Raw genomic sequence first — 18024 nt, 5'->3', positions numbered from 1 at the left:
CGCGCCTACCGGTGGGGCGAGGACGGCCTCGGCTTTGTTTTTTTTCCAAGCAGAAGCCGGCATCCGGGAGCCGGAGATGTCTCGTGGGCTCGGAGATGTGTAAAAGAGCCAGGGCGGGTGGGGCGCGGGCAGGGCCATTCGGTGTGCCTGCTGCTGTGGCAGGGCAATGGCGGCGAGGGCGGGCGAACCCTCTCGGAAACCGCCAAACAAAGGCTCGTGACGATGCGCGCGTCCACCGACGGCTTCCTGATCGCCGAGGAGGATCTGCGTTTGCGCGGGGCGGGCGAGATCCTCGGCACGCGGCAATCGGGCGAGGCCGGCTTCCGTATCGCCACCCCCGAACAGACCGCCGCGCTGATCCAGACGGCGACCGACGACGCGCGGCTGCTGGTGGATCGAGACGGCGGGCTGGAGGGGGTGCGCGGGCAGGCGGCGCGCACCGCGCTCTACCTGTTCGAGCGCGACGCGGCCGTGGGGCTGCTGCGCGGCGGCTGAGACGGGGGAAGGCACGAAATCGGATCGGAGGCGTTTATCCCGCTGTCGCTGCCACTGGAGGCGCGACCCGAACTTCGCGTTTCAAACGGATCGCCCCCCTTTCGAGCAAGGAGAGAGACATGAAAGCCCTTCTGATCGCCACGAGCCTGCTGTTCGGCACCGCCGCCATGGCGCAGGACGCGCCGCCGCCGGGTGCCGCGGGCCAGCCGATGCAGTCCGATACGATGCCGGCACCGGCCGATCCCGCGATGGCGCCGCCGCCGCCTGCCGGCGCGCCCGGCCCCGGTGGCGACATGGCGGCACCCGCACCGGCTGACGCCCCCGCGCCGGGCATGGCGCCGCCGGCAGCCAATGCCCCGCCGCCGATGGCCATGCAGTCGGGTGCCAGCGATCCGGCGAGTTATCCGCCGTGCAGCCGCACCGTGACGGACAAGTGCGTCAATCGCGGCCGCAAGTGACCGTCAGGCGATCGTCCGCCTGAGCCGGACGATCGCCTGATCCAGTGCTGATAGAAAACGCGAGCGGTCCGTCTTCGAGAAGGGAGGCGGGCCGCCGCTCGTTTGATCCATCGCCCGCAGGTCCGCCATCAGCGCGCGTGTGGCGACGGCATTGCCGATCGAGGCGGCATCGAACGGCCGACCGGTCGGCCCGAGCACTACCGACCCCACCTTCACGCAGCGATCCGCCAGCAGGATATCGGCGGTGACGACGATGCTGCGCGCACCGGCCGCTTCCGCGATCCAGTCGTCCACCTCGTCGAAACCGGCGCCGACGACCACCTTCGTAATCAGCGGTTCGGCTGGCACCCGGTAATAGGAATTGGTCACGACCCGCACCGGCACGGCATAGCGGCGCGCGACCTTGTAGATTTCCTCCTTCACCGGGCACGCATCCCCATCGACGAGGATGTGCACGCCCGGCTCGGGCGCCGCCGCCATCAGCGCGCGCGGCCGTAGGGACGGGGGGAATATTGCTTGCGCGGTCCGCCGGCATGCGGACGCCCGCCCTCGTTGGGACGGCGACGGCCACCCTGCACCGGCTGCGGCGCATCGCCGGCCGGCTCGATCAGCACGTCGTCGTCCGCCCCGGCGGTGCGGCGCAGCGACTCGGCGAAGCGATCCGCCACGTGGCGCGGGATCTGGAACAGCGTCTCGCGATCACCGATGCGGATCGCGCCGACATCGCTCTTGGTGATGTGGCCGCGACGGCAGAGCAACGGCAGCAGCCAGCGCGGATCGGCGTTGGCGCTGCGGCCGATGTTCATGCGGAACCACACCGTATCCTCGAACCCGGCGCGCGGGCCGTCCGGGCGGGCGGGGCGCTCGTCCGGTCCGCCGGCGAACATCTCCTCCGGCTCGGGCAGGTTCTGGCGCTGGGTGCGAACGAAGGCGGCGGCGATCTCCTCGGCACTGTGCCGTTCGAGCAGCTGCCGCGCGACCGCCAGATCGTCCTCGGCGGCATCGCCGGGCTGGATCGTCTCCAGCAGCCGGCTCTGGTCCTGCCCGCGGATATCCTCGATCGTGGGCGCCGGCACCCAGGCCGCCTTCACGTTGGCGGCGCGCAGCATCCCCTCGGCGCGGCGGCGGCGCGGGTAGGGGACGATCAGCACGCAGGTGCCCTTGCGCCCGGCGCGGCCGGTGCGGCCGGAGCGGTGCTGCAACGTTTCGGGGTCGATCGGCAGCTCGGCATGCACCACCAGCCCCAGATCGGGCAGATCGATGCCGCGTGCCGCCACGTCGGTGGCCACGCACACCCGCGCGCGCTTGTCGCGCAGCGCCTGCAACGCATGGGTCCGCTCGTTCTGGCTCAGTTCGCCCGACAGCGCCACGGCGGCGAACCCGCGCTCGACGAGACTGGCGTGCAGGCGGCGCACATTCTCGCGCGTGGCGCAGAACACCATCGCGCCGTTCGCCTCGTAGAAGCGCAGGATGTTGACGACGGCATGTTCGATATCGGCCGGCGCCACCGCGATCGCGCGATACTCGATGTCGGCGTGGGCCTTGCCGGCCGAGGTCGTCTCGATCCGCATCGCATCGCGCTGGTACGTCTTGGCGAGGATCGCGATCGGCCTGGGGATGGTGGCCGAGAACAACAGGGTGCGGCGCTCGGGCGGGGTGACGTCGAGGATCTCCTCGATATCCTCGCGGAAGCCGAGGTCGAGCATCTCGTCCGCCTCGTCCAGCACCACCACCTTCAGCGACGAGGTGATGAGGCTGCCGCGCTCGAGATGATCGCGCAGGCGGCCCGGCGTGCCGACGACGATATGCGCGCCATTCCGCAGCGCCCGCTGTTCCTCGCGCACGTTCATGCCGCCCACGCAGGAGGCGACGCGCGCGCCGGCCGGGCCGTACAGCCACGTCAGCTCGCGCTGCACCTGCATCGCCAGCTCGCGCGTCGGCGCGATGATGAGTGCCTGCGGCTCCTTGGCGAAACCGAACTTCTCCTCCTCGCCCATCAGGGTGGAGGCCATCGCGAGGCCGTACGCCACGGTCTTGCCCGACCCGGTCTGGGCGGAAACGAGCAGGTCACGCCCCAGCGTCTCGGGCGCAAGGATGGCGGCCTGCACGTCGGTGGGGGTTTCGTAGCCGCGTGCGGCGAGCGCCTCGCCGATGACGGCGGGCAGGGCGGAGAATGGCATTCTTATTCCAATGCGACCGGGGGAGCGGCCTGTCCGGCCTGCATGTTGCGGCGCCCTATAGCACTTGTCCGGCGCTCCATCCACTCGCCCATGCCCATTGGAAATTATAACCGCCCAGCCACCCGGTCACGTCCACCGCCTCGCCGACGAAATGGAGGCCGGGCACCGCCTTGGCGGCCATCGTCTTCTGGTTCAGCCCGGCGGTATCGACGCCGCCTACCGTCACCTCGGCCTTGGCATAGCCTTCGGAGCCGCTGGGGGTGAACGACCAGCCGTTGAGTCGCGTGCCGAGCGCGGCCAGTGTCTTGTCCGGCAGGTCGGCAAGGTTGCCGGGCGTGGCGAGCGTGTCGGCGAGGCGAGCGGGGAGCAGTTCGGCCAGTACGGTGCGGAGTTGCGCGCGGGGGCGGGCGCGCTTGGCCGCCAGCAGTGCGGTGGCGGCATCGTGGCCGGGCAGCATGTCGAGCGTGATCGCCTCGCCGTTGCGCCAGTAGGACGAGATCTGGAGGATCGCCGGGCCGGACAGACCGCGATGGGTGAACAGCGCCGCCTCCGGAAACGCCGCCCGCCCGCACCGCGCCACCGCCGGCACCGCCACGCCGGAGAGCGCGCGGAACGCCATGTCCGGCTCGCCGAGGGTCAGCGGCACCAGCGCCGGGCGTGGCTCCACCACCTTCAGGCCGAAGCGGCGGGCGACATCGTAGGCGAAGCCGGTCGCGCCCATCTTCGGGATCGAGGGGCCGCCGGTGGCGATCACCAGCGAAGGCGCGGTGAAGCTGCCGTGGGGGGTGGCGATGCGGAAATCGTCCGGCCTGTCGATCGCGGTGACGGCATGGTCGAGGCGGATATCCACCCCGCCGATCTCGCACTCCCCCAGCAGCATCGCCACGATCGCCCGCGCCGAGCCGTCGCAGAACAGTTGCCCGAGCGTCTTCTCATGCCACGCGATGCCGTGCCGTTCGACGAGCGCGACGAAATCGGTGGCGGTGTAGCGGCCGAGGGCCGACTTCGCGAAATGCGGGTTGGCGGAGAGGAAGCGGTCCGGTGCGGTATCGCGGTTGGTGAAGTTGCACCTTCCGCCGCCGGAGATCAGGATCTTCTTGCCGGCCTTTTCCGCATGATCGAGCAACAGCACCCGCCGCCCGCGCTGTCCGGCGGTGAAGGCGGCCATCAGCCCGGCCGCGCCGGCACCGATGATGATCGCGTCATAGGGGGTGGGGGCCTTCACCGTCGACCGGCCGTCATGCTGCTGCGGTCTCTGTCATCCTGGCGAATGCCGGGATGACGATGGTGGTGGTCGGGATAACCGTGTGTGAAGGCCGCGGGGGCAGATCCAGCGCGAAGCCGAGCGCCGCCCCTCACCGCACCAGCAGACCATGCTTCTTCTTGCCGAGGCTCAGCTTGACCGGCGCGTCCTCGATCCGGATCTCGAAGGCGGGGTCGGCGATCACCACGTCGTTCAGCCGCACCGCGCCCTCGCCGATCTTGCGCCGCGCCTCACCGTTGGAGGCGGCGAAGCCCAGCACCGTCAGCGCGGCGACGATGCCGATGCGCCCCTCCTCGATCCGCAACGAGGGCAGCGCGCCGCCGGCCGAGCCTTCCTCGAACAGGCGACGCGCGGTTTCGGCGGCTTCCCCGGCGGCGGCGCGGCCCCGGCAGAGCGCCGTCGCCTCGTTCGCCAGCACCTTTTTCGCTTCGTTGATGCCCGCGCCCTCGACCGACTCCAGCCGGGCGATCTCGTCCAGCGGCAGATCGGTGAACAGGCGGAGGAAGCGGCCCACGTCGCGGTCGTCGGTGTTCCGCCAGAACTGCCAGTAATCATAGGCCGGCAGCGCATCCTCGTTCAGCCACACCGCGCCCGACATCGTCTTGCCCATCTTGCCGCCGTCGGCCGTGGTGATGAGCGGGGTGGTGATGCCGAACACCTCGGTGCCGTCGATCCGCCGGCACAGTTCGATCCCGTTGACGATATTGCCCCACTGATCCGATCCGCCCATCTGCAGACGACAGCCGGATCGGCGGGAAAGCTCCAGAAAGTCATAGGCCTGGAGGATCATGTAGTTGAATTCGAGGAAGCTGAGCGACTGCTCGCGATCGAGCCGCGTCTTTACCGAATCGAAGCTGAGCATCCGGTTGATCGAGAAGTGCTGGCCCACGTCGCGCAGGAACGGAATATATTCCAGCCGGTCCAGCCAGTCGGCGTTGTCCACCATGATCGCATCGGTCGGCCCGTCGCCGAAGGTAAGAAACCGCTCGAACACGCGGCGGATCGAGGCGACGTTCGCGGCGATCACGTCGTCGGTCAGCAGCTTGCGCGCCTCGTCCTTGAAGCTGGGGTCGCCGATCTTGCCGGTGCCGCCGCCCATCACCACGATCGGCTTGTGCCCGGCCTGTTGCAACCGGCGCAGCAACATGATCTGCACGAGGCTGCCGACGTGCAGCGAAGGCGCGGTCGGATCGAAGCCGATATAGCCCGGCACGACGGATCGGGTAGCCAATGCGTCGAGCGCGGTGGCGTCCGTCGTCTGGTGGATGTAACCCCGGCTGTCGAGCAGGCGCAGAAGTTCGGAAGCATGGTCTGTCATGGCGCGGGGGCGCTAGCACAAGGGGGCACGGGTTGAACAGGCGGGGCGAAAGCATGCTGGCGGTGGGGCTGATGTCCGGCACGTCGCTGGACGGCATCGATGCCGCGCTGATCGAGACGGACGGCGAGGGCATGGTGCGCCCGATCGCCTTCCGCAGCGAGGCGTGGTCGGCGCAGGCCCGTACGATGCTGCGCGAGGCGAGCGCGCTGGCGCTGACCTTCGACCGGCCGCGCACCAGCCCCGAGATCCAGCTGGCCGCGGACCTGGTCACGCGCAATCACATCCTTGCGGTGCGCAAGCTGCTGGCCGAGGCGCACGTGCTGCCGGAGGAGGTGGCGGTCGTCGGCTTCCACGGGCAGACGGTGGCGCACCGCCCCGATCGCGGCTGGACGTGGCAGATCGGTGACGGCGAGGCGATGGCCCGGGCGCTGGGCGTGACGGTGGTAAGCGATTTTCGCGCTGCCGACGTCGCGGCGGGCGGGCAGGGGGCACCGCTGATCCCTATCTATCACAAGGCGTTGACCGAGGATCTGGAGAAACCGCTGGTAGTGCTGAATCTGGGCGGCGTGGGCAACCTCACGTGGATCGGCGCGGACGGCAGCCTGATCGCCTTCGATACCGGCCCGGCAAATGCGCTGATCGACGACTGGATGCTTGCCGAAACCGGGCGCAGCCATGACGAGGGCGGTGCGCTGGGCGCCAGCGGGCGGGTGGACGAGACGGTGCTGACGGCGATGCTCGACACGCCGTTCTTCGACGCGCCGCCGCCCAAGTCGCTCGACCGCGCCGATTTCACCATCCAGCCGGCGCGCGGCCTTTCCCCGGCCGACGGCGCGACGACGCTGACCGCCTTTACCGCCATCGCCGTCTCCTATGGGCTGCGGCTGTTGCCGGAAAAGCCGGCCCGGCTGATCGTGGCGGGCGGCGGGCGGCATAACCGCACGCTGATGACGCTGATCGGCGAGGCCTGCGGCCTGCGGGCGGAACCGATCGAGGCGCTCGGCTGGAATGGTGATGCGACCGAGGCGGAAGGTTTCGCCTATATGGCGGTGCGGTCGCTGCGGGGGCTGCCGATCAGTTTTCCGGGCACCACCGGCGTCGCATCGCCCCTCACCGGCGGGATCGTGAGCCGGACCTGATCGGAGGAACCTCATGGTGGACGTCACGGCGGTGATCGGCGGCGGCTGCCATTGCGGCCGTGTTCGCTACACGGCGCGGGTCACGGACAGCGATGCCTACGCCTGTCATTGCCGAATGTGCCAGCGGACCTCGGGCAGTATCTTCATCGCCTTCCACAACCTGTTGAAATCGGACGTGACGTGGCTTTGTGAACCGGACCATTTGTGAACCGGACCATTATGCCGCCAGCCCGATCGCGCGGCGCGGTTTCTGCGCTAGGTGCGGCACGACGCTGAGCTTCGACTACCCTGACAGCGGGAACATCGACCTTGCCGTCGCCAGCTTCGATGATCCCCGGCGGTTCGTCCCGACCGAGCACGTCGGCATCGAGAGCCGGCTGGCGCATTGGCGTGACACCGCCGATCTGCCCGGCTATCGATCCGACGAGAACACACCCCTTACCGAACGCTGGATGAAGACCGTTGGCAAACTCCCCGACTGACCTGCCCGTCCACCGTTTCGAGGCGCGCGACGGCATCGAGCTGGCCTGGCGCGAGCTTGGCGAGGGGCGGCCGCTGATCCTGATCCACGGCTACTTCTCCAACGCCGTCACCAACTGGATCCGCTACGGCCATGCCGCGCTGCTGGCGGCAGCCGGCCATCGCGTCATCATGCCGGATCTGCGCGGGCACGGCGACAGTGCCCGCCCGCACGACCCCGCCGCCTATCCGCGCGACGTGCTGGCGGACGACGGCTTCGACCTGCTCGCCCATCTGCGGCTTGATCCGGCCGGGGCGGCCTATGACCTCGCCGGCTATTCGCTGGGTGGCCGCACCGTGGTGCGGATGCTGGCGGCCGGCGCGCGCCCTCGCCGCGCGGTGTTGTCCGGCATGGGGCTGGCCGGCATCCTGGATACGCAGGGGCGCGGCACCTACTTCCGCCATGTCCTCACCAATCTCGGCAGCTTCGCGCACGGCAGTTCCGAATGGATGACCGAGGCGTTCCTCAAGACGACCAAGGGCGATCCGGTCGCGCTGCTGAACATCCTCGAGACCTTCGTCGACACCCCGGCGGCGGTGCTGGCGGGCATCGACGTGCCGGTGCTGGTCGTGACCGGGGCGGACGACGACGACAACGGCTCGGGCGCCGCGCTGGCCGATGCGCTCCCCGATGCGCGTTTCAGTGAAATCCCGGGCAATCACATGAGCGCCGTGACCCGGCGCGAGCTTGGCGAGGCGATCAGCGGCTTCCTCGACAGCTGATTCTGCCGCCGTGGTTGCGGCGACGGGCGCAACGCGCGCGATCGACACTCACGGCGTGCGCCTTGCGCGCGACTCACGCCGTTCGCTTGTTGTCGAGGGCAGATCTCGGTATCCGCCGGCGCGCGCGCATCGCCGCGTCCCGACAAATTCCCGGTCGGCTGCCGCCATGTTGCGTCAGGACAACATGAGATCAGATTCTAGGCGGGGCCACGACCGATAAACCTGGGTCAAGCCCGGAACTGCGTTTGTCTGATGATAAAGTACGAGATCTACTTGATTCTCAACCGGACGCGATTTTATGCTGCATAGCCGCAATTCCCTCCCAATCGGCGTGGATCTGGTCTAGTTGGCGCGACATCGTGTCTTTCCCGAACGGGGCGGGCTGCGTTTGCGGAGATGCGTTGATGAGCGAAGGGCTGTCGGTCTTGTCGTCGCTGCTGTTGCTCAGCGCGATGCTCTCGATCATCCTTTCGATCGCCTGGGCGACGCTGGGCCGTGCCCGTCATGCCCTCACCTGGGCGGCGGCGTTCGGCCTCGGTACGCTGCAATGGACGGCGAACATCGCCTTCATGCTCCTCGGCGGCAGCACGATCCTCTTCATGACGGTGAACATGCTGTCGATCGTCGTCTCTGCCCTGCTGGCGATCGGTTTTCGCCAGCGGGCCGGGGCCCGCACCTATCTGCCCTGGCTTCTGCTGGGCGGGGTCGGGACGATCCTGCTGGTGTTCTGCACCACCTATGTCGTGCCCGAGGTCGCCATCGCCAAAGCGGCGCCGCAGATCTTCCGTGGCGTGGTGCTGATGCTGGCGGCGGGCGCGGTGATGACGCCGGGCCGGCGCACCAACGCGGCGGAACGCTCGGCGGTCGGCATGCTGTGGGCGTTCGCGCTATTCAGCGTCATCGTGGCGGTGGTGGCGATCGGATGGGGTGGCCCGGCGTCGCACCTGGCCGGGCTGGATCGCTGGATCCTGCTGCTGGGCCTGCCGACCGCCTTCGCCGGCACGGGCCTGTTCGCGGTGTTCCTGATCGCGGCCGATCTGGCAGAACGGATGCGGCTGCTCGCCTCGCGCGATCCGCTGACGGGCATTCTCAACCGGCGCGGGTTCGAGGAGGAGGCGCGGCGGGTGATCGCAAATGCGGTGCGCCATCGCCAGCCGCTGTCGCTGGCACTGGCGGATCTCGATCGCTTCAAGGCGGTGAACGACATGCACGGCCATGCCGCCGGCGACGCGCTGCTGTGCCGTTTCGCCGGCATGATCGGCGAAGCGGTCCGTACGGGTGACCTGTTCGGGCGGATCGGCGGCGAGGAGTTCGTCCTGCTGCTGGTCAATACGCCGGGGGAGGCGGCGGTGGCGGTGGTCGATCGCCTGCGCCGCGAGGTGGCGACGCAGACGCTGGACACCGACCCGCCGATGACGGTGACGACCAGCTTCGGCGTGGCCGAACTCGTGCCGGGCGAGGCCTCGCTCGATACGCTGATCGCACGGGCGGACCGGGCGCTCTACCGGTCCAAGCTGAACGGGCGTGACCGGGTGAGTTTCGCCGGCCGGGAGCCGGTGGCCGAGGCGACGCCCGCGTGACGCCGCCCGGCCGGCCGGATCAGAGCCGTTCGAGCATGTAGTCGGCGGCGCTGACCTTGTAGTCGCCCGGCGATTCCACGTTCAGCTGCTCCACGACGCCATCGTTCACGACCATCGAGAAACGCTGGCCGCGCTTGCCCATGCCGAACTTGCTGCCGTCCATCTCCAGCCCGAGCGCGCTGACGAGATCGCCGTTGCCGTCCGCCAGCAGCGTCACCTTGTCGCCCACGTTCGCACTCTTGCCCCAGGCGCCCATCACGAAGGCGTCGTTCACCGAGGTGCCGGCGATCTCGTCGATGCCCTTGGCCTTCAGCGCATCGGCCTTCTCGATGAAGCCCGGCAGGTGCTTGGCCGAGCAGGTGGGGGTGAAGGCGCCCGGCACGGAGAACAGGGCGATGCGGCGCCCCTTGAAGTAGTTGCCGGTCTGCACCGCCTCGGGGCCGCTGTCGGTCATTTTCATAAGCGTCGTCTCGGGCACCGTATCGCCGATCTTGATCGTCATGATGGTCCTTCCTTCGGTGGTGGCCGGCGCGAGGATCGCGTGGCCGGGGCAGGCTAGAGCGCCTGTCAGCCCGTCTCGTTCCGTCGCTGGCGACCACGCAGGATCGGGCCGGCCAGCGCGGGAAGGGCGATCATCAGCGGCATCGCCAGCGACCAGCGCAGCGAGCGACGCCAGGCGCGGGCGGCGCGCAGCACGCGCAGCCCCTCGCGCACGCGGCCGTCGCGGATCAGCGCATCGCCTTCCTCCCAGGCGGACCGGTGCTCCGCCCGCAGCGCCATCGCCGCCGCGGTGCGTCCTTCGGCCGTATCGCCCAGCCGCCTTTCCGCCGCGCGATAGACCCGGGCGAGCGCCCGCGTGAGCAGCGTCGTCTGGCGGGAGAGCGAGCCGGCACGCCGGCGATACCGCACGAGCGCCTGCGCGACATAGCCGCCCTGCCAGCCCGCCTCCAGCATCCGCAGCCACAGGTCGAAATCCTCGGCGGCGGCCAGCCCGCCGTCATAGCCGCCGGTCGCGTCGAACGCGGCCAGCCGGACGATGCAGGCGGTGAACACGTTGAAATCACGGCGCAGCACGCGCTCCAGCGTGATCGGCGGGCGCTGCGGGCTGAACTCGGAGAAGCGTCGCCCGGCGCGTTCCTCCTCGCCGAAGTAGGTCGCGTCGCAGCAGACGAACCCGAGCGCCTCGTCGGCCCGGATCGCCCCGATCATCGTCGAGAGATAGTCCGGTTCGTAGATATCGTCGCCGTCGAGCAGCGCGATCAGCGGCGCGCGGGCGTGGCCGATCGCCCGGTTGCGCGCGGTGGAGACCCCGCGGTTGTCGGTCCGCAGTAGGCGGATGCGGGGATCGCCGCCGAACGGGGCGAGCGCGCCGGCGACGTCGTCGGGCGCGCCGTCGTCCACCACGATCGCCTCCCAGTTGGCATGGCGCTGCGCCTGGAGCGAGACGAGCGTCTCGCCGACCAGATGCGCCAGCCCCCAGGCGGGCACGATGACCGACACGTCGGGCGCGGGCACGCCCGGTGTCGGCCCGGTCGTGGCCGCCACGGCATCGTTCATGCGCCATGCCCCGTGCGCGGGGCGGGGCAAAGCGGTGAGGATCGCGGCAAGGGGTGTGGACGAGCCATGCCAGCCCTCTATAAAATGGCGGCATGGAAGCACCAGCCTCTCTTGTCGGCCAATATCTGCTGGCGATGCCCGGAATCGGCGATCCGCGGTTCGAGCGCGCTGTGATCGCGATATGCGCGCACGACCCGAACGGCGCGCTCGGCATCGGCGTCGGGCGGCTGGTGCCGCGCATGGGTCTGCACGGCCTGCTGGAGGAGCTCGACATCGATCCGGGCAAGGCGCCCGACGCGCCGGTGCATCTGGGCGGTCCGGTGGAGCCGCAGCGCGGTTTCGTGCTGCACAGCCCGGACTGGATCGGCGAGGAGACGCTGAGGGTGGGCGCGCGCTGGGCGCTGACCGGCACGCTCGACATATTGCGCGCGCTGGCGGACGGCAGCGGCCCGCGGCGGTGGGTGGTGGCGCTGGGCTACGCCGGGTGGGGCGAGGGCCAGCTCGACGACGAACTCAACCGCCACGGCTGGTTCACCACGCCCGGCGACGACACGATCCTGTTCGACCGGCCGGCCGAGCAGCGATGGTCCGCCGGCTTCGACAGCGCCGGCATCGACGCGCGGTTGCTGGCGACGGGGGCGGGGCGGGCCTGACGCGAAAGGCACGGCGTCGGGACATAAAGAAATCTTTATATTTGCAATTCGGGAGCGGCACCGCTAGTCGGACGGGCAATCGGCGGCCATGCGGCTGCCCTTGTCCCCTGCCCAGGAGTATGCCCGTGGCCAGCCTTCCCGCCGAAACCTTCACCGATTATCTCGTCCGCGACATCTCGCTCGCCAACTTCGGCCGCGCCGAGATCCGCATCGCCGAGACCGAGATGCCGGGCCTGATGGCGCTGCGCGAGGAGTTCGGGGCATCGCAGCCGCTCAAGGGCGCGCGCATCACCGGCTCGCTGCACATGACGATCCAGACCGCCGTGCTGATCGAGACTCTGGTGGCGCTCGGTGCCGACGTGCGCTGGGCGACGTGCAACATCTTCTCGACGCAGGATCATGCCGCCGCCGCCATCGCCGCCGCCGGTATCCCGGTGTTCGCGCTCAAGGGCGAGACGCTGGCCGAATATTGGGATTACGTGCAGCACATCTTCGATTGGGATGACGGCACCGGCCAGACCTGCAACATGATCCTCGACGATGGCGGCGACGCCACGATGTTCGCGTTGCTGGGCGCCAAGCTGGAAGCCGGCGGCACGCTGGCCGAGCCGGAGAACGACGAGGAGGTGGAGTTCCACCGCTCGCTCAAGGCGTTCGTCGCGAAGAAGCCGGGCTACCTCACCGAGACGGTGAAGAACATCAAGGGCGTGTCGGAAGAGACGACCACCGGCGTCCACCGCCTGTACCACATCGCCAAGAAGGGCGAGTTGCCGTTCCCGGCGATCAACGTGAACGACAGCGTGACCAAGTCGAAGTTCGACAACCTGTATGGCTGCAAGGAATCGCTGGTCGACGCGATCCGTCGCGCCACCGACGTGATGCTGGCCGGCAAGGTCGCCACCGTTGCCGGCTTCGGCGATGTCGGCAAGGGCTCGGCCCAGTCGCTGCGCAACGGCGGCGCGCGCGTGCTGGTGACCGAGATCGACCCGATCTGCGCGCTGCAGGCGGCGATGGAGGGCTTCGAGGTCGTGACGATGGAGGAGGCGGTCACCCGCTCCGACATTTTCGTGACCGCCACCGGCAATGCCGACGTCATCACCGCCGAGCACATGGCGGCGATGAAGCCGATGAGCATCGTGTGCAACATCGGCCACTTCGACAGCGAGATCCAGATCGCGGGCCTGAGCAACTACAAGTGGACCGAGATCAAGCCGCAGGTCGATCTCGTCGAGTTCCCGGACGGCAAGCAGATCATCGTGCTCGCCAAGGGGCGCCTGGTGAACCTGGGCTGCGCGACCGGCCACCCCAGCTTCGTGATGTCCGCCAGCTTCACCAATCAGGTGATGGCGCAGATCGAGCTGTGGACCAAGCCGGGCCACTACGCCAACGAGGTGTTCGTGCTGCCGAAGCATCTCGACGAGAAGGTCGCCGCGCTGCATCTGGAAAAGCTGGGCGTGAAGCTGACCAAGCTGACGACCAAGCAGGCGGGCTACATCGGCGTTTCGACCGACGGCCCGTTCAAGCCGGACCATTACCGCTACTGACCTGCGAGGGGCCCCGCCGATCGGCGGGGCCTCTTTCTAGCGCGTGATCGTCAGGACGATGTGGGAGGGCGACGCCATCGGCAGCGTGTTCGTCCAGACGTCGTTGTCCAGTGCCCAGCCTCCTTCCTTGTAGACGCTGCGGCACGGGCTGTTTTTCTCCGTCTCGTGGATCCGGGCGGAGAAGGCGGGCAGTCCGGCCGATCGGGCCCGATCTGTCAGCGCCGCCAGCACCGCCTGCTCCACGCCGAGGCCGAACACGCGGCAACTCATCACGAACTGGTCCAGCACGCTCTGCCGTTCGGCCAGCACGCCGACCAGGCCGTAGCTCGTATAATTGTCCGAGACGTCGAAGACCCACCAACGGCCACCGGCGGCGAAATAGTCCAGCGCCTCCGCGTGCGTCCAGCGATGGCCGTTCGTGTTGAACTGGTTGGTCTTGTTGACAAGCTCCAGCGCACGGCCGAACCTGGCATCATCGTCGCGGTCGATGAAATCCAGCGTGACGCGGACGCCGAGGCTGGCGAGAAACGCCTCCCGGGACAGGCTCGCACGAGCGTCCTCGCGCACGATCTGCGCCTTTATCATGTCGTTTCGGCGCGCCGATTCCGATGAGATCGTCACCGTCTGCGTTTCGGCGCTCCACAGCAGCGTGCGCCGCCATTCAAGATGGGAGCCCCCCATCGTACGGATTTGCGGAAAGGCAGCCTCCACCGCGGCGCGTTCCACCGGATTATCGTCGATGAAGATTACCGACTCCGGCAGCACATTCGCCTCCGCGAGCGCAGCGCGAATGCTGTCGACCTTGGGATTCCAGTTGATCTTGCGGATCGGGAAATCGTCCAGGCTCATCCTCGGCCCGAAAAGCTTCGGCCAGAGGTCAGCGATCCGCGCCTCGTCGTTTTTGCTGATGATCGCCAGGATGATGCCGCGCTTCTTGAGCACCGAGAGCGCCTCGGCAAAGCCGAGCGGCCAGCCTTCGACATGGATGCCGTCCACCTGATCGCGCTCCGCCAGAATGCCGCGCCACATCGTGTCGTCGAGATCGACACACACCATCTTGACGGCACCGATGCCGGAGATGGTGCGCGCCATCGCCTTGGCTTCCTCCCACACGACCCGGATGAAGCCGGTGACGTCGAAATCGTGGGTGGAGGACAAGGGGGCCTGCGGCTCAAGCCGGTCCACATCCTGAAAATGGTCGAAGTCATTGATGAACCCACCGTGCGAGAACGCCCAGAAGGCATCGTCCTGCACGAACCGCCGCCCGAAGGTGGCAGCAAGGCTGTTGAGATCCAGCACGTAGGCGTTGGGATATCCCGCCACGAGGTCGATCAGCGCATCGTTGATCGCGGCGGTATAGCGGGCTGGATTGCGGATATCGTTCGCGGGGATCAGCCGTCCCAGCATCGGCAGCTGCGGAAGGGCATAGTTGATGACGAAGGTCGGCAGTCCGGCCGAGCCAGCCATGGCGATATCGAGCTGGAACCGCAGCAACTCGATCGAACGGCGCAATGCCGTCTGATAGCTTTCCATGTCGGCATAATTGAGCGGCATGATGTCGTACTCGGGATTCACGATCCGGTACGGCACCTGCACGATCTGGAAGTCATAGGAGCTGCGCGGATGCGGCAGCCTGCCCTCTACAGGTAATGAATTATTGACCAGAACATGGTCGAATACCGTGGTTTCACCAGCGGCAGCAATAGCCTCGAGCCATTGATCGAAAACGCAGGTGCCGACGAGCAGGACACGCTTTGCCGATACATCCCCACGGGAAAGACCCGTAGGGATGAAATAATCGATATCCCGCTGGGTCTTGCCGATGTTCTCATTGAACCGCCTCATCGCGGTTTGAAGCGTGACTTGCCCGGCGGCGCGGCGCAATTGAAACTCCTCGCAATAGGCAAGAATCTCAAGCGCCTCACTCTGCGATGCAAGCGTCTGCCAGCCCGTGACGATGTCTTCCGGTGGTAAACGTCCAAGAAAAGCGTCCCATGCCATCACGATTTCATGGCGTTTCAGCAAAACCGGCTCCGTTGCTATCGTCGGTTTTCAGCGCTTATAGGCTGCCCCGGCGGGTGTCTAGGCGCGGCCGGCGCCATCTGGCGTGCCCCTCACGGCGGCCGGTTTCGACCCTTCCGTGGGACCCCACGACATGCGAAGGAGGCGCCGCCGGATTGCAAACCGGCGAGCAAACAGGTCTGATCGCGCCATGACCATCGTCGACACGCTCGCATGATCGCCGTCGCGCAATCCACGGTCGTAATCGGTGCGGTCGTGTGCGCCCTGTGGCTGGCTACGGCGGTATTCGCGACGCTTCACGGACTGCGGAAGGTAGTCGCGGCCCGGAAGACGCTCGCCGGGGCGCGGCGGCTGGCCGCGCTGCTGGGCGGGGGGCCGGCGCTCCCCATGCTTGTCGCTGGCGACGGGGGGGTGGCTGCCGATGCACGGCTGGCGGACCGGCTGGGGCTTGCGCATCCGCTCCTCACGCTCGGGGATCTTGGCGAGGCTGACGGCGGCGGTCTGGCGGCTGATGATCTGGCGGCCTTGCTGGCTGACATCGGGGCCACCCGCACGGCCGCCAGCGGCTTTACCCGATCGTTGCGCGTGGGCAATTCCACCCGCACGCTGATGGCCCACGGCCGGCCGGGCGAGGAGGCGGGCGAGGTGGTCGTCTGGTTCATCGACGCGACGGACAGCGAAACCGAGATCGCCCGGTTGCGCGACGAGGGCGCGCGGTTGTCGCAGGCGGTGGAAGGCGTGTCGGCGCTGATCGAGGCGGCGCCTTTCCCGATGTGGCATCGCGGGCCGGATCTGCGGCTGGCGCTGGTCAACTCGGCCTACGTCACCGCGGTGGAGGGCAGCAGCGCGGCCGACGTGGTGGCGCGCGGGCTGGAGCTGGTGGAGGGCAAGGGCGGGCGCGGTCCGCTCGCCGCCGCTGCCGCCGTGCGGGAAAGCGGGCAGATCACCATCCGCACCGCCCCCGCCACGATCGGCGGCACGCGCCGCACGCTGCGCATCGTCGACGTGCCGATCGGCGAGGCGGGAGTGGCCGGCTATGCGATCGACGTGGAGGAACTGGAGGAGGCGCGCGCCGACCTCGGCCGCTTCGTGCGCGCACAGCACGACATGCTCGATCTGCTGTCCGCCGGCGTCGCGCAATTCGGGCCTGATCGCGCGCTGGTGTTCACCAACCAGCCGTTCGCCCGCCTGTTCGCGCTGAAGCCCGAGTGGCTGGCCGACCGGCCCGAGTTCGACCGCGTGCTGGAGCGGATGCGCGAGAGCGGTCGCCTGCCCGAAAGCCGCGACTTTCCCGGCTGGAAGGCGGAGCGGCGCCGCTGGTTCAACGCCGCCGACGACCTGATCGAGGAAAACTGGCTGCTGCCGGGCGGGGCGCACCTGCGCGTGCTGGTGCAGCCGCTGCCCGATGGCGGGCTGCTGCTGATCTTCGAGGACCGGACGGAGCAGGTGCAGCTCGCCTCCGCGCGCGATACGCTGCTGCGGGTGCGGACGGCCACCTTCGACAATTTGTTCGAGGCGGTGGGCGTGTTCGCCGCCGATGGCCGGCTGCAACTGTGGAACAATCGCTTCCGCGATGCCTGGGGCCTGACCGAGCAGGAGCTGGCCCAGCACCCGCGCGTCGATGCGCTGGTGGAGGCGGCGGCCAAGCGGCTGGCCAATCCCTCCCGCGCCAGCCTGATCCGAGAGCTGGTGCGGATCGCCACGACCGAGCGGCAGCAGCGGTCCGGCCGGGTCGCGTTCGTCGACGGGCGCGATTTCGAGTTCATCGCCGTACCGCTGCCCGATGGCAACGCGCTGTTCACGATGCTGGACATCACCGACAGCCGCCGGATCGAGCGCGCGCTGCGCGACCGCAACGAGGCGCTGGAGGAGAGCGACCGGCTGAAGACCGCATTCGTGGCGAACATGAGCTACGAACTGCGCACGCCGCTCACCTCCATCGGGGGGTTCGCCGAGATGCTGGCGGGCGGCTATGCCGGGCCGATGGGCGACGTGGCGGCGGATTATGTCGCCGCGATCCTCGAATCGGTCGGGCGGCTGGGTCTGATGATCGACGAGGTGCTGGACCTGACGCAGGTGGAGGCGGGCAATCCGCCGATGATGCGCCAGCCGGTCGATCTGGTCGCGCTCGCCCGCACCGCCGCGGCCGCGTGCGGCGAGGCGGCGGCGGCGCGGTCGCTGGACCTGGCCGTCAGCATCGATCCCTCGGTCGGCGCGGTGGAGGGCGATCCGCGCCGGCTGCGGCAGGCGATGGACCACCTGCTCGGCAACGCGGTCGCCTACACCCCGCGGGGCGGGCGCGTGCTGTTCCGCGCCGAGGGTGATTCGGAGGCGGCGCAGATCGTCGTGTCGGATAACGGGCCGGGCATCTCCCCCGAGGATCGCGAGCGCATCTTCACCCGGTTCGAGCGGGTCGGCCCGCGCCCGAACGACGGAAAGCCGGCGGCGGGCATCGGCCTGCCGCTCACCCGCCAGTTCGTCGAGGCGCATGGCGGCACGCTGACGCTGATCTCGGAACCGGGTGAGGGCACCACGCTCATCATCTGGCTGCCGCGTCGCGGATGAGGTCGCG

16 protein-coding genes and 1 pseudogene are annotated in these 18024 nt (G+C 68.6%); 10 read left to right on the top strand and 7 right to left on the bottom strand.

Annotated features, from left to right (window positions below):
* Positions 1 to 111: 111 nt before the first annotated feature.
* Positions 112 to 495, top strand: a pseudogene (locus FOY91_RS12800) (ATP-dependent DNA helicase RecG); the annotation flags it as partial.
* Positions 496 to 614: 119 nt separating this feature from the next.
* A complete protein-coding gene (locus FOY91_RS12795; RefSeq protein ID WP_145152455.1) occupies positions 615 to 953 on the top strand; it encodes a hypothetical protein in 339 nt (112 codons plus the stop codon).
* A 3-nt stretch (positions 954 to 956) separates the two neighbouring features.
* Here the strand turns inward: FOY91_RS12795 and FOY91_RS12790 are convergent, their stop codons facing one another.
* The 4 genes from FOY91_RS12790 to tyrS form a co-directional block, all read right to left on the bottom strand.
* The gene (locus FOY91_RS12790; protein WP_145152452.1) at positions 957 to 1433 is read right to left on the bottom strand and encodes a YaiI/YqxD family protein; all 477 of its coding nucleotides are present in this window, start codon (positions 1431 to 1433) and stop codon (positions 957 to 959) included.
* Complete coding sequence (locus tag FOY91_RS12785; RefSeq protein ID WP_145152449.1) at positions 1433 to 3133, bottom strand: DEAD/DEAH box helicase; 1701 nt, start codon at positions 3131 to 3133, stop codon at positions 1433 to 1435. The genes FOY91_RS12790 and FOY91_RS12785 overlap by 1 nt, the downstream gene beginning before the upstream one ends.
* 55 nt (positions 3134 to 3188) lie before the next feature.
* The gene (locus FOY91_RS12780; RefSeq protein WP_145152446.1) at positions 3189 to 4358 is read right to left on the bottom strand and encodes a BaiN/RdsA family NAD(P)/FAD-dependent oxidoreductase; all 1170 of its coding nucleotides are present in this window, start codon (positions 4356 to 4358) and stop codon (positions 3189 to 3191) included.
* Positions 4359 to 4488: 130 nt separating this feature from the next.
* Positions 4489 to 5715 carry a tyrosine--tRNA ligase gene (tyrS, locus tag FOY91_RS12775; protein WP_145152443.1) on the bottom strand — a complete coding sequence of 409 codons (1227 nt, stop codon included), beginning with the start codon at positions 5713 to 5715 and terminating at the stop codon, positions 4489 to 4491.
* A 53-nt stretch (positions 5716 to 5768) separates the two neighbouring features.
* Between tyrS and FOY91_RS12770 the strand changes: the two genes are divergently transcribed.
* The 5 genes from FOY91_RS12770 (at position 5769) to FOY91_RS12755 (ending at position 9676) form a co-directional block, all read left to right on the top strand.
* On the top strand, positions 5769 to 6854 hold the full coding sequence (locus tag FOY91_RS12770) for an anhydro-N-acetylmuramic acid kinase (RefSeq protein ID WP_145152463.1): 1086 nt from the start codon (positions 5769 to 5771) through the stop codon (positions 6852 to 6854).
* A gap of 13 nt (positions 6855 to 6867) precedes the next feature.
* Positions 6868 to 7062, top strand: coding sequence for a GFA family protein (locus tag FOY91_RS22400; RefSeq protein WP_238995659.1), 195 nt, complete (start codon positions 6868 to 6870; stop codon positions 7060 to 7062).
* Complete coding sequence (locus FOY91_RS22395) at positions 7043 to 7336, top strand: GFA family protein (protein ID WP_238995658.1); 294 nt, start codon at positions 7043 to 7045, stop codon at positions 7334 to 7336. The genes FOY91_RS22400 and FOY91_RS22395 overlap by 20 nt, the downstream gene beginning before the upstream one ends.
* Positions 7317 to 8096 carry an alpha/beta fold hydrolase gene (locus FOY91_RS12760; RefSeq protein WP_145152440.1) on the top strand — a complete coding sequence of 260 codons (780 nt, stop codon included), beginning with the start codon at positions 7317 to 7319 and terminating at the stop codon, positions 8094 to 8096. Before FOY91_RS22395 ends, FOY91_RS12760 begins: the two co-directional genes overlap by 20 nt.
* Before the next feature lie 404 nt (positions 8097 to 8500).
* Positions 8501 to 9676, top strand: a complete 1176-nt coding sequence (locus FOY91_RS12755; RefSeq protein ID WP_145152437.1) for a GGDEF domain-containing protein — start codon at positions 8501 to 8503, stop codon at positions 9674 to 9676.
* A 19-nt stretch (positions 9677 to 9695) separates the two neighbouring features.
* Here FOY91_RS12755 and FOY91_RS12750 read toward each other — a convergent pair whose 3' ends face one another.
* Positions 9696 to 10178, bottom strand: coding sequence for a peroxiredoxin (locus FOY91_RS12750; protein ID WP_145152434.1), 483 nt, complete (start codon positions 10176 to 10178; stop codon positions 9696 to 9698).
* A 65-nt stretch (positions 10179 to 10243) separates the two neighbouring features.
* Positions 10244 to 11233, bottom strand: coding sequence for a glycosyltransferase family 2 protein (locus FOY91_RS12745; RefSeq protein WP_145152431.1), 990 nt, complete (start codon positions 11231 to 11233; stop codon positions 10244 to 10246).
* Positions 11234 to 11325: 92 nt separating this feature from the next.
* Here FOY91_RS12745 and FOY91_RS12740 point away from each other — a divergent pair, with 92 nt between their 5' ends.
* Positions 11326 to 11886 (top strand): YqgE/AlgH family protein, encoded by a 561-nt coding sequence (locus FOY91_RS12740; protein WP_145152428.1) that lies wholly within the window; start codon positions 11326 to 11328, stop codon positions 11884 to 11886.
* Between the two features lie 125 nt (positions 11887 to 12011).
* A complete protein-coding gene (gene ahcY / locus FOY91_RS12735) occupies positions 12012 to 13430 on the top strand; it encodes an adenosylhomocysteinase (protein ID WP_203234559.1) in 1419 nt (472 codons plus the stop codon).
* Positions 13431 to 13466: 36 nt separating this feature from the next.
* On the opposite strand, the gene FOY91_RS12730 is transcribed toward ahcY, so the two are convergent.
* Positions 13467 to 15455 (bottom strand): HAD-IIIC family phosphatase, encoded by a 1989-nt coding sequence (locus tag FOY91_RS12730; protein ID WP_145152422.1) that lies wholly within the window; start codon positions 15453 to 15455, stop codon positions 13467 to 13469.
* A gap of 210 nt (positions 15456 to 15665) precedes the next feature.
* Between FOY91_RS12730 and FOY91_RS12725 the strand changes: the two genes are divergently transcribed.
* On the top strand, positions 15666 to 18017 hold the full coding sequence (locus FOY91_RS12725; protein ID WP_145152419.1) for a sensor histidine kinase: 2352 nt from the start codon (positions 15666 to 15668) through the stop codon (positions 18015 to 18017).
* Positions 18018 to 18024 lie beyond the last annotated feature (7 nt).

Source organism: Alterirhizorhabdus solaris, from assembly GCF_007785815.1.
Classification (GTDB): Bacteria; Pseudomonadota; Alphaproteobacteria; order Sphingomonadales; family Sphingomonadaceae; genus Alterirhizorhabdus; species Alterirhizorhabdus solaris.
This window is presented reverse-complemented; position numbering and strand designations above follow the sequence as displayed.

Coding starts and splice junctions, on each gene's coding strand:
- FOY91_RS12770 (WP_145152463.1), top strand. CDS start 5,769: ATGCTGGCGGTGGGGCTGATGTCCGGCACGTCGCTGGACGGCATCGAT.
- FOY91_RS12750 (WP_145152434.1), bottom strand. CDS start 10,178: ATGACGATCAAGATCGGCGATACGGTGCCCGAGACGACGCTTATGAAA.
- FOY91_RS12740 (WP_145152428.1), top strand. CDS start 11,326: ATGGAAGCACCAGCCTCTCTTGTCGGCCAATATCTGCTGGCGATGCCC.
- FOY91_RS12790 (WP_145152452.1), bottom strand. CDS start 1,433: ATGGCGGCGGCGCCCGAGCCGGGCGTGCACATCCTCGTCGATGGGGAT.
- FOY91_RS12785 (WP_145152449.1), bottom strand. CDS start 3,133: ATGCCATTCTCCGCCCTGCCCGCCGTCATCGGCGAGGCGCTCGCCGCA.
- FOY91_RS12745 (WP_145152431.1), bottom strand. CDS start 11,233: ATGAACGATGCCGTGGCGGCCACGACCGGGCCGACACCGGGCGTGCCC.
- FOY91_RS12795 (WP_145152455.1), top strand. CDS start 615: ATGAAAGCCCTTCTGATCGCCACGAGCCTGCTGTTCGGCACCGCCGCC.
- FOY91_RS22400 (WP_238995659.1), top strand. CDS start 6,868: ATGGTGGACGTCACGGCGGTGATCGGCGGCGGCTGCCATTGCGGCCGT.
- FOY91_RS12755 (WP_145152437.1), top strand. CDS start 8,501: ATGAGCGAAGGGCTGTCGGTCTTGTCGTCGCTGCTGTTGCTCAGCGCG.
- tyrS (WP_145152443.1), bottom strand. CDS start 5,715: ATGACAGACCATGCTTCCGAACTTCTGCGCCTGCTCGACAGCCGGGGT.
- FOY91_RS12725 (WP_145152419.1), top strand. CDS start 15,666: ATGATCGCCGTCGCGCAATCCACGGTCGTAATCGGTGCGGTCGTGTGC.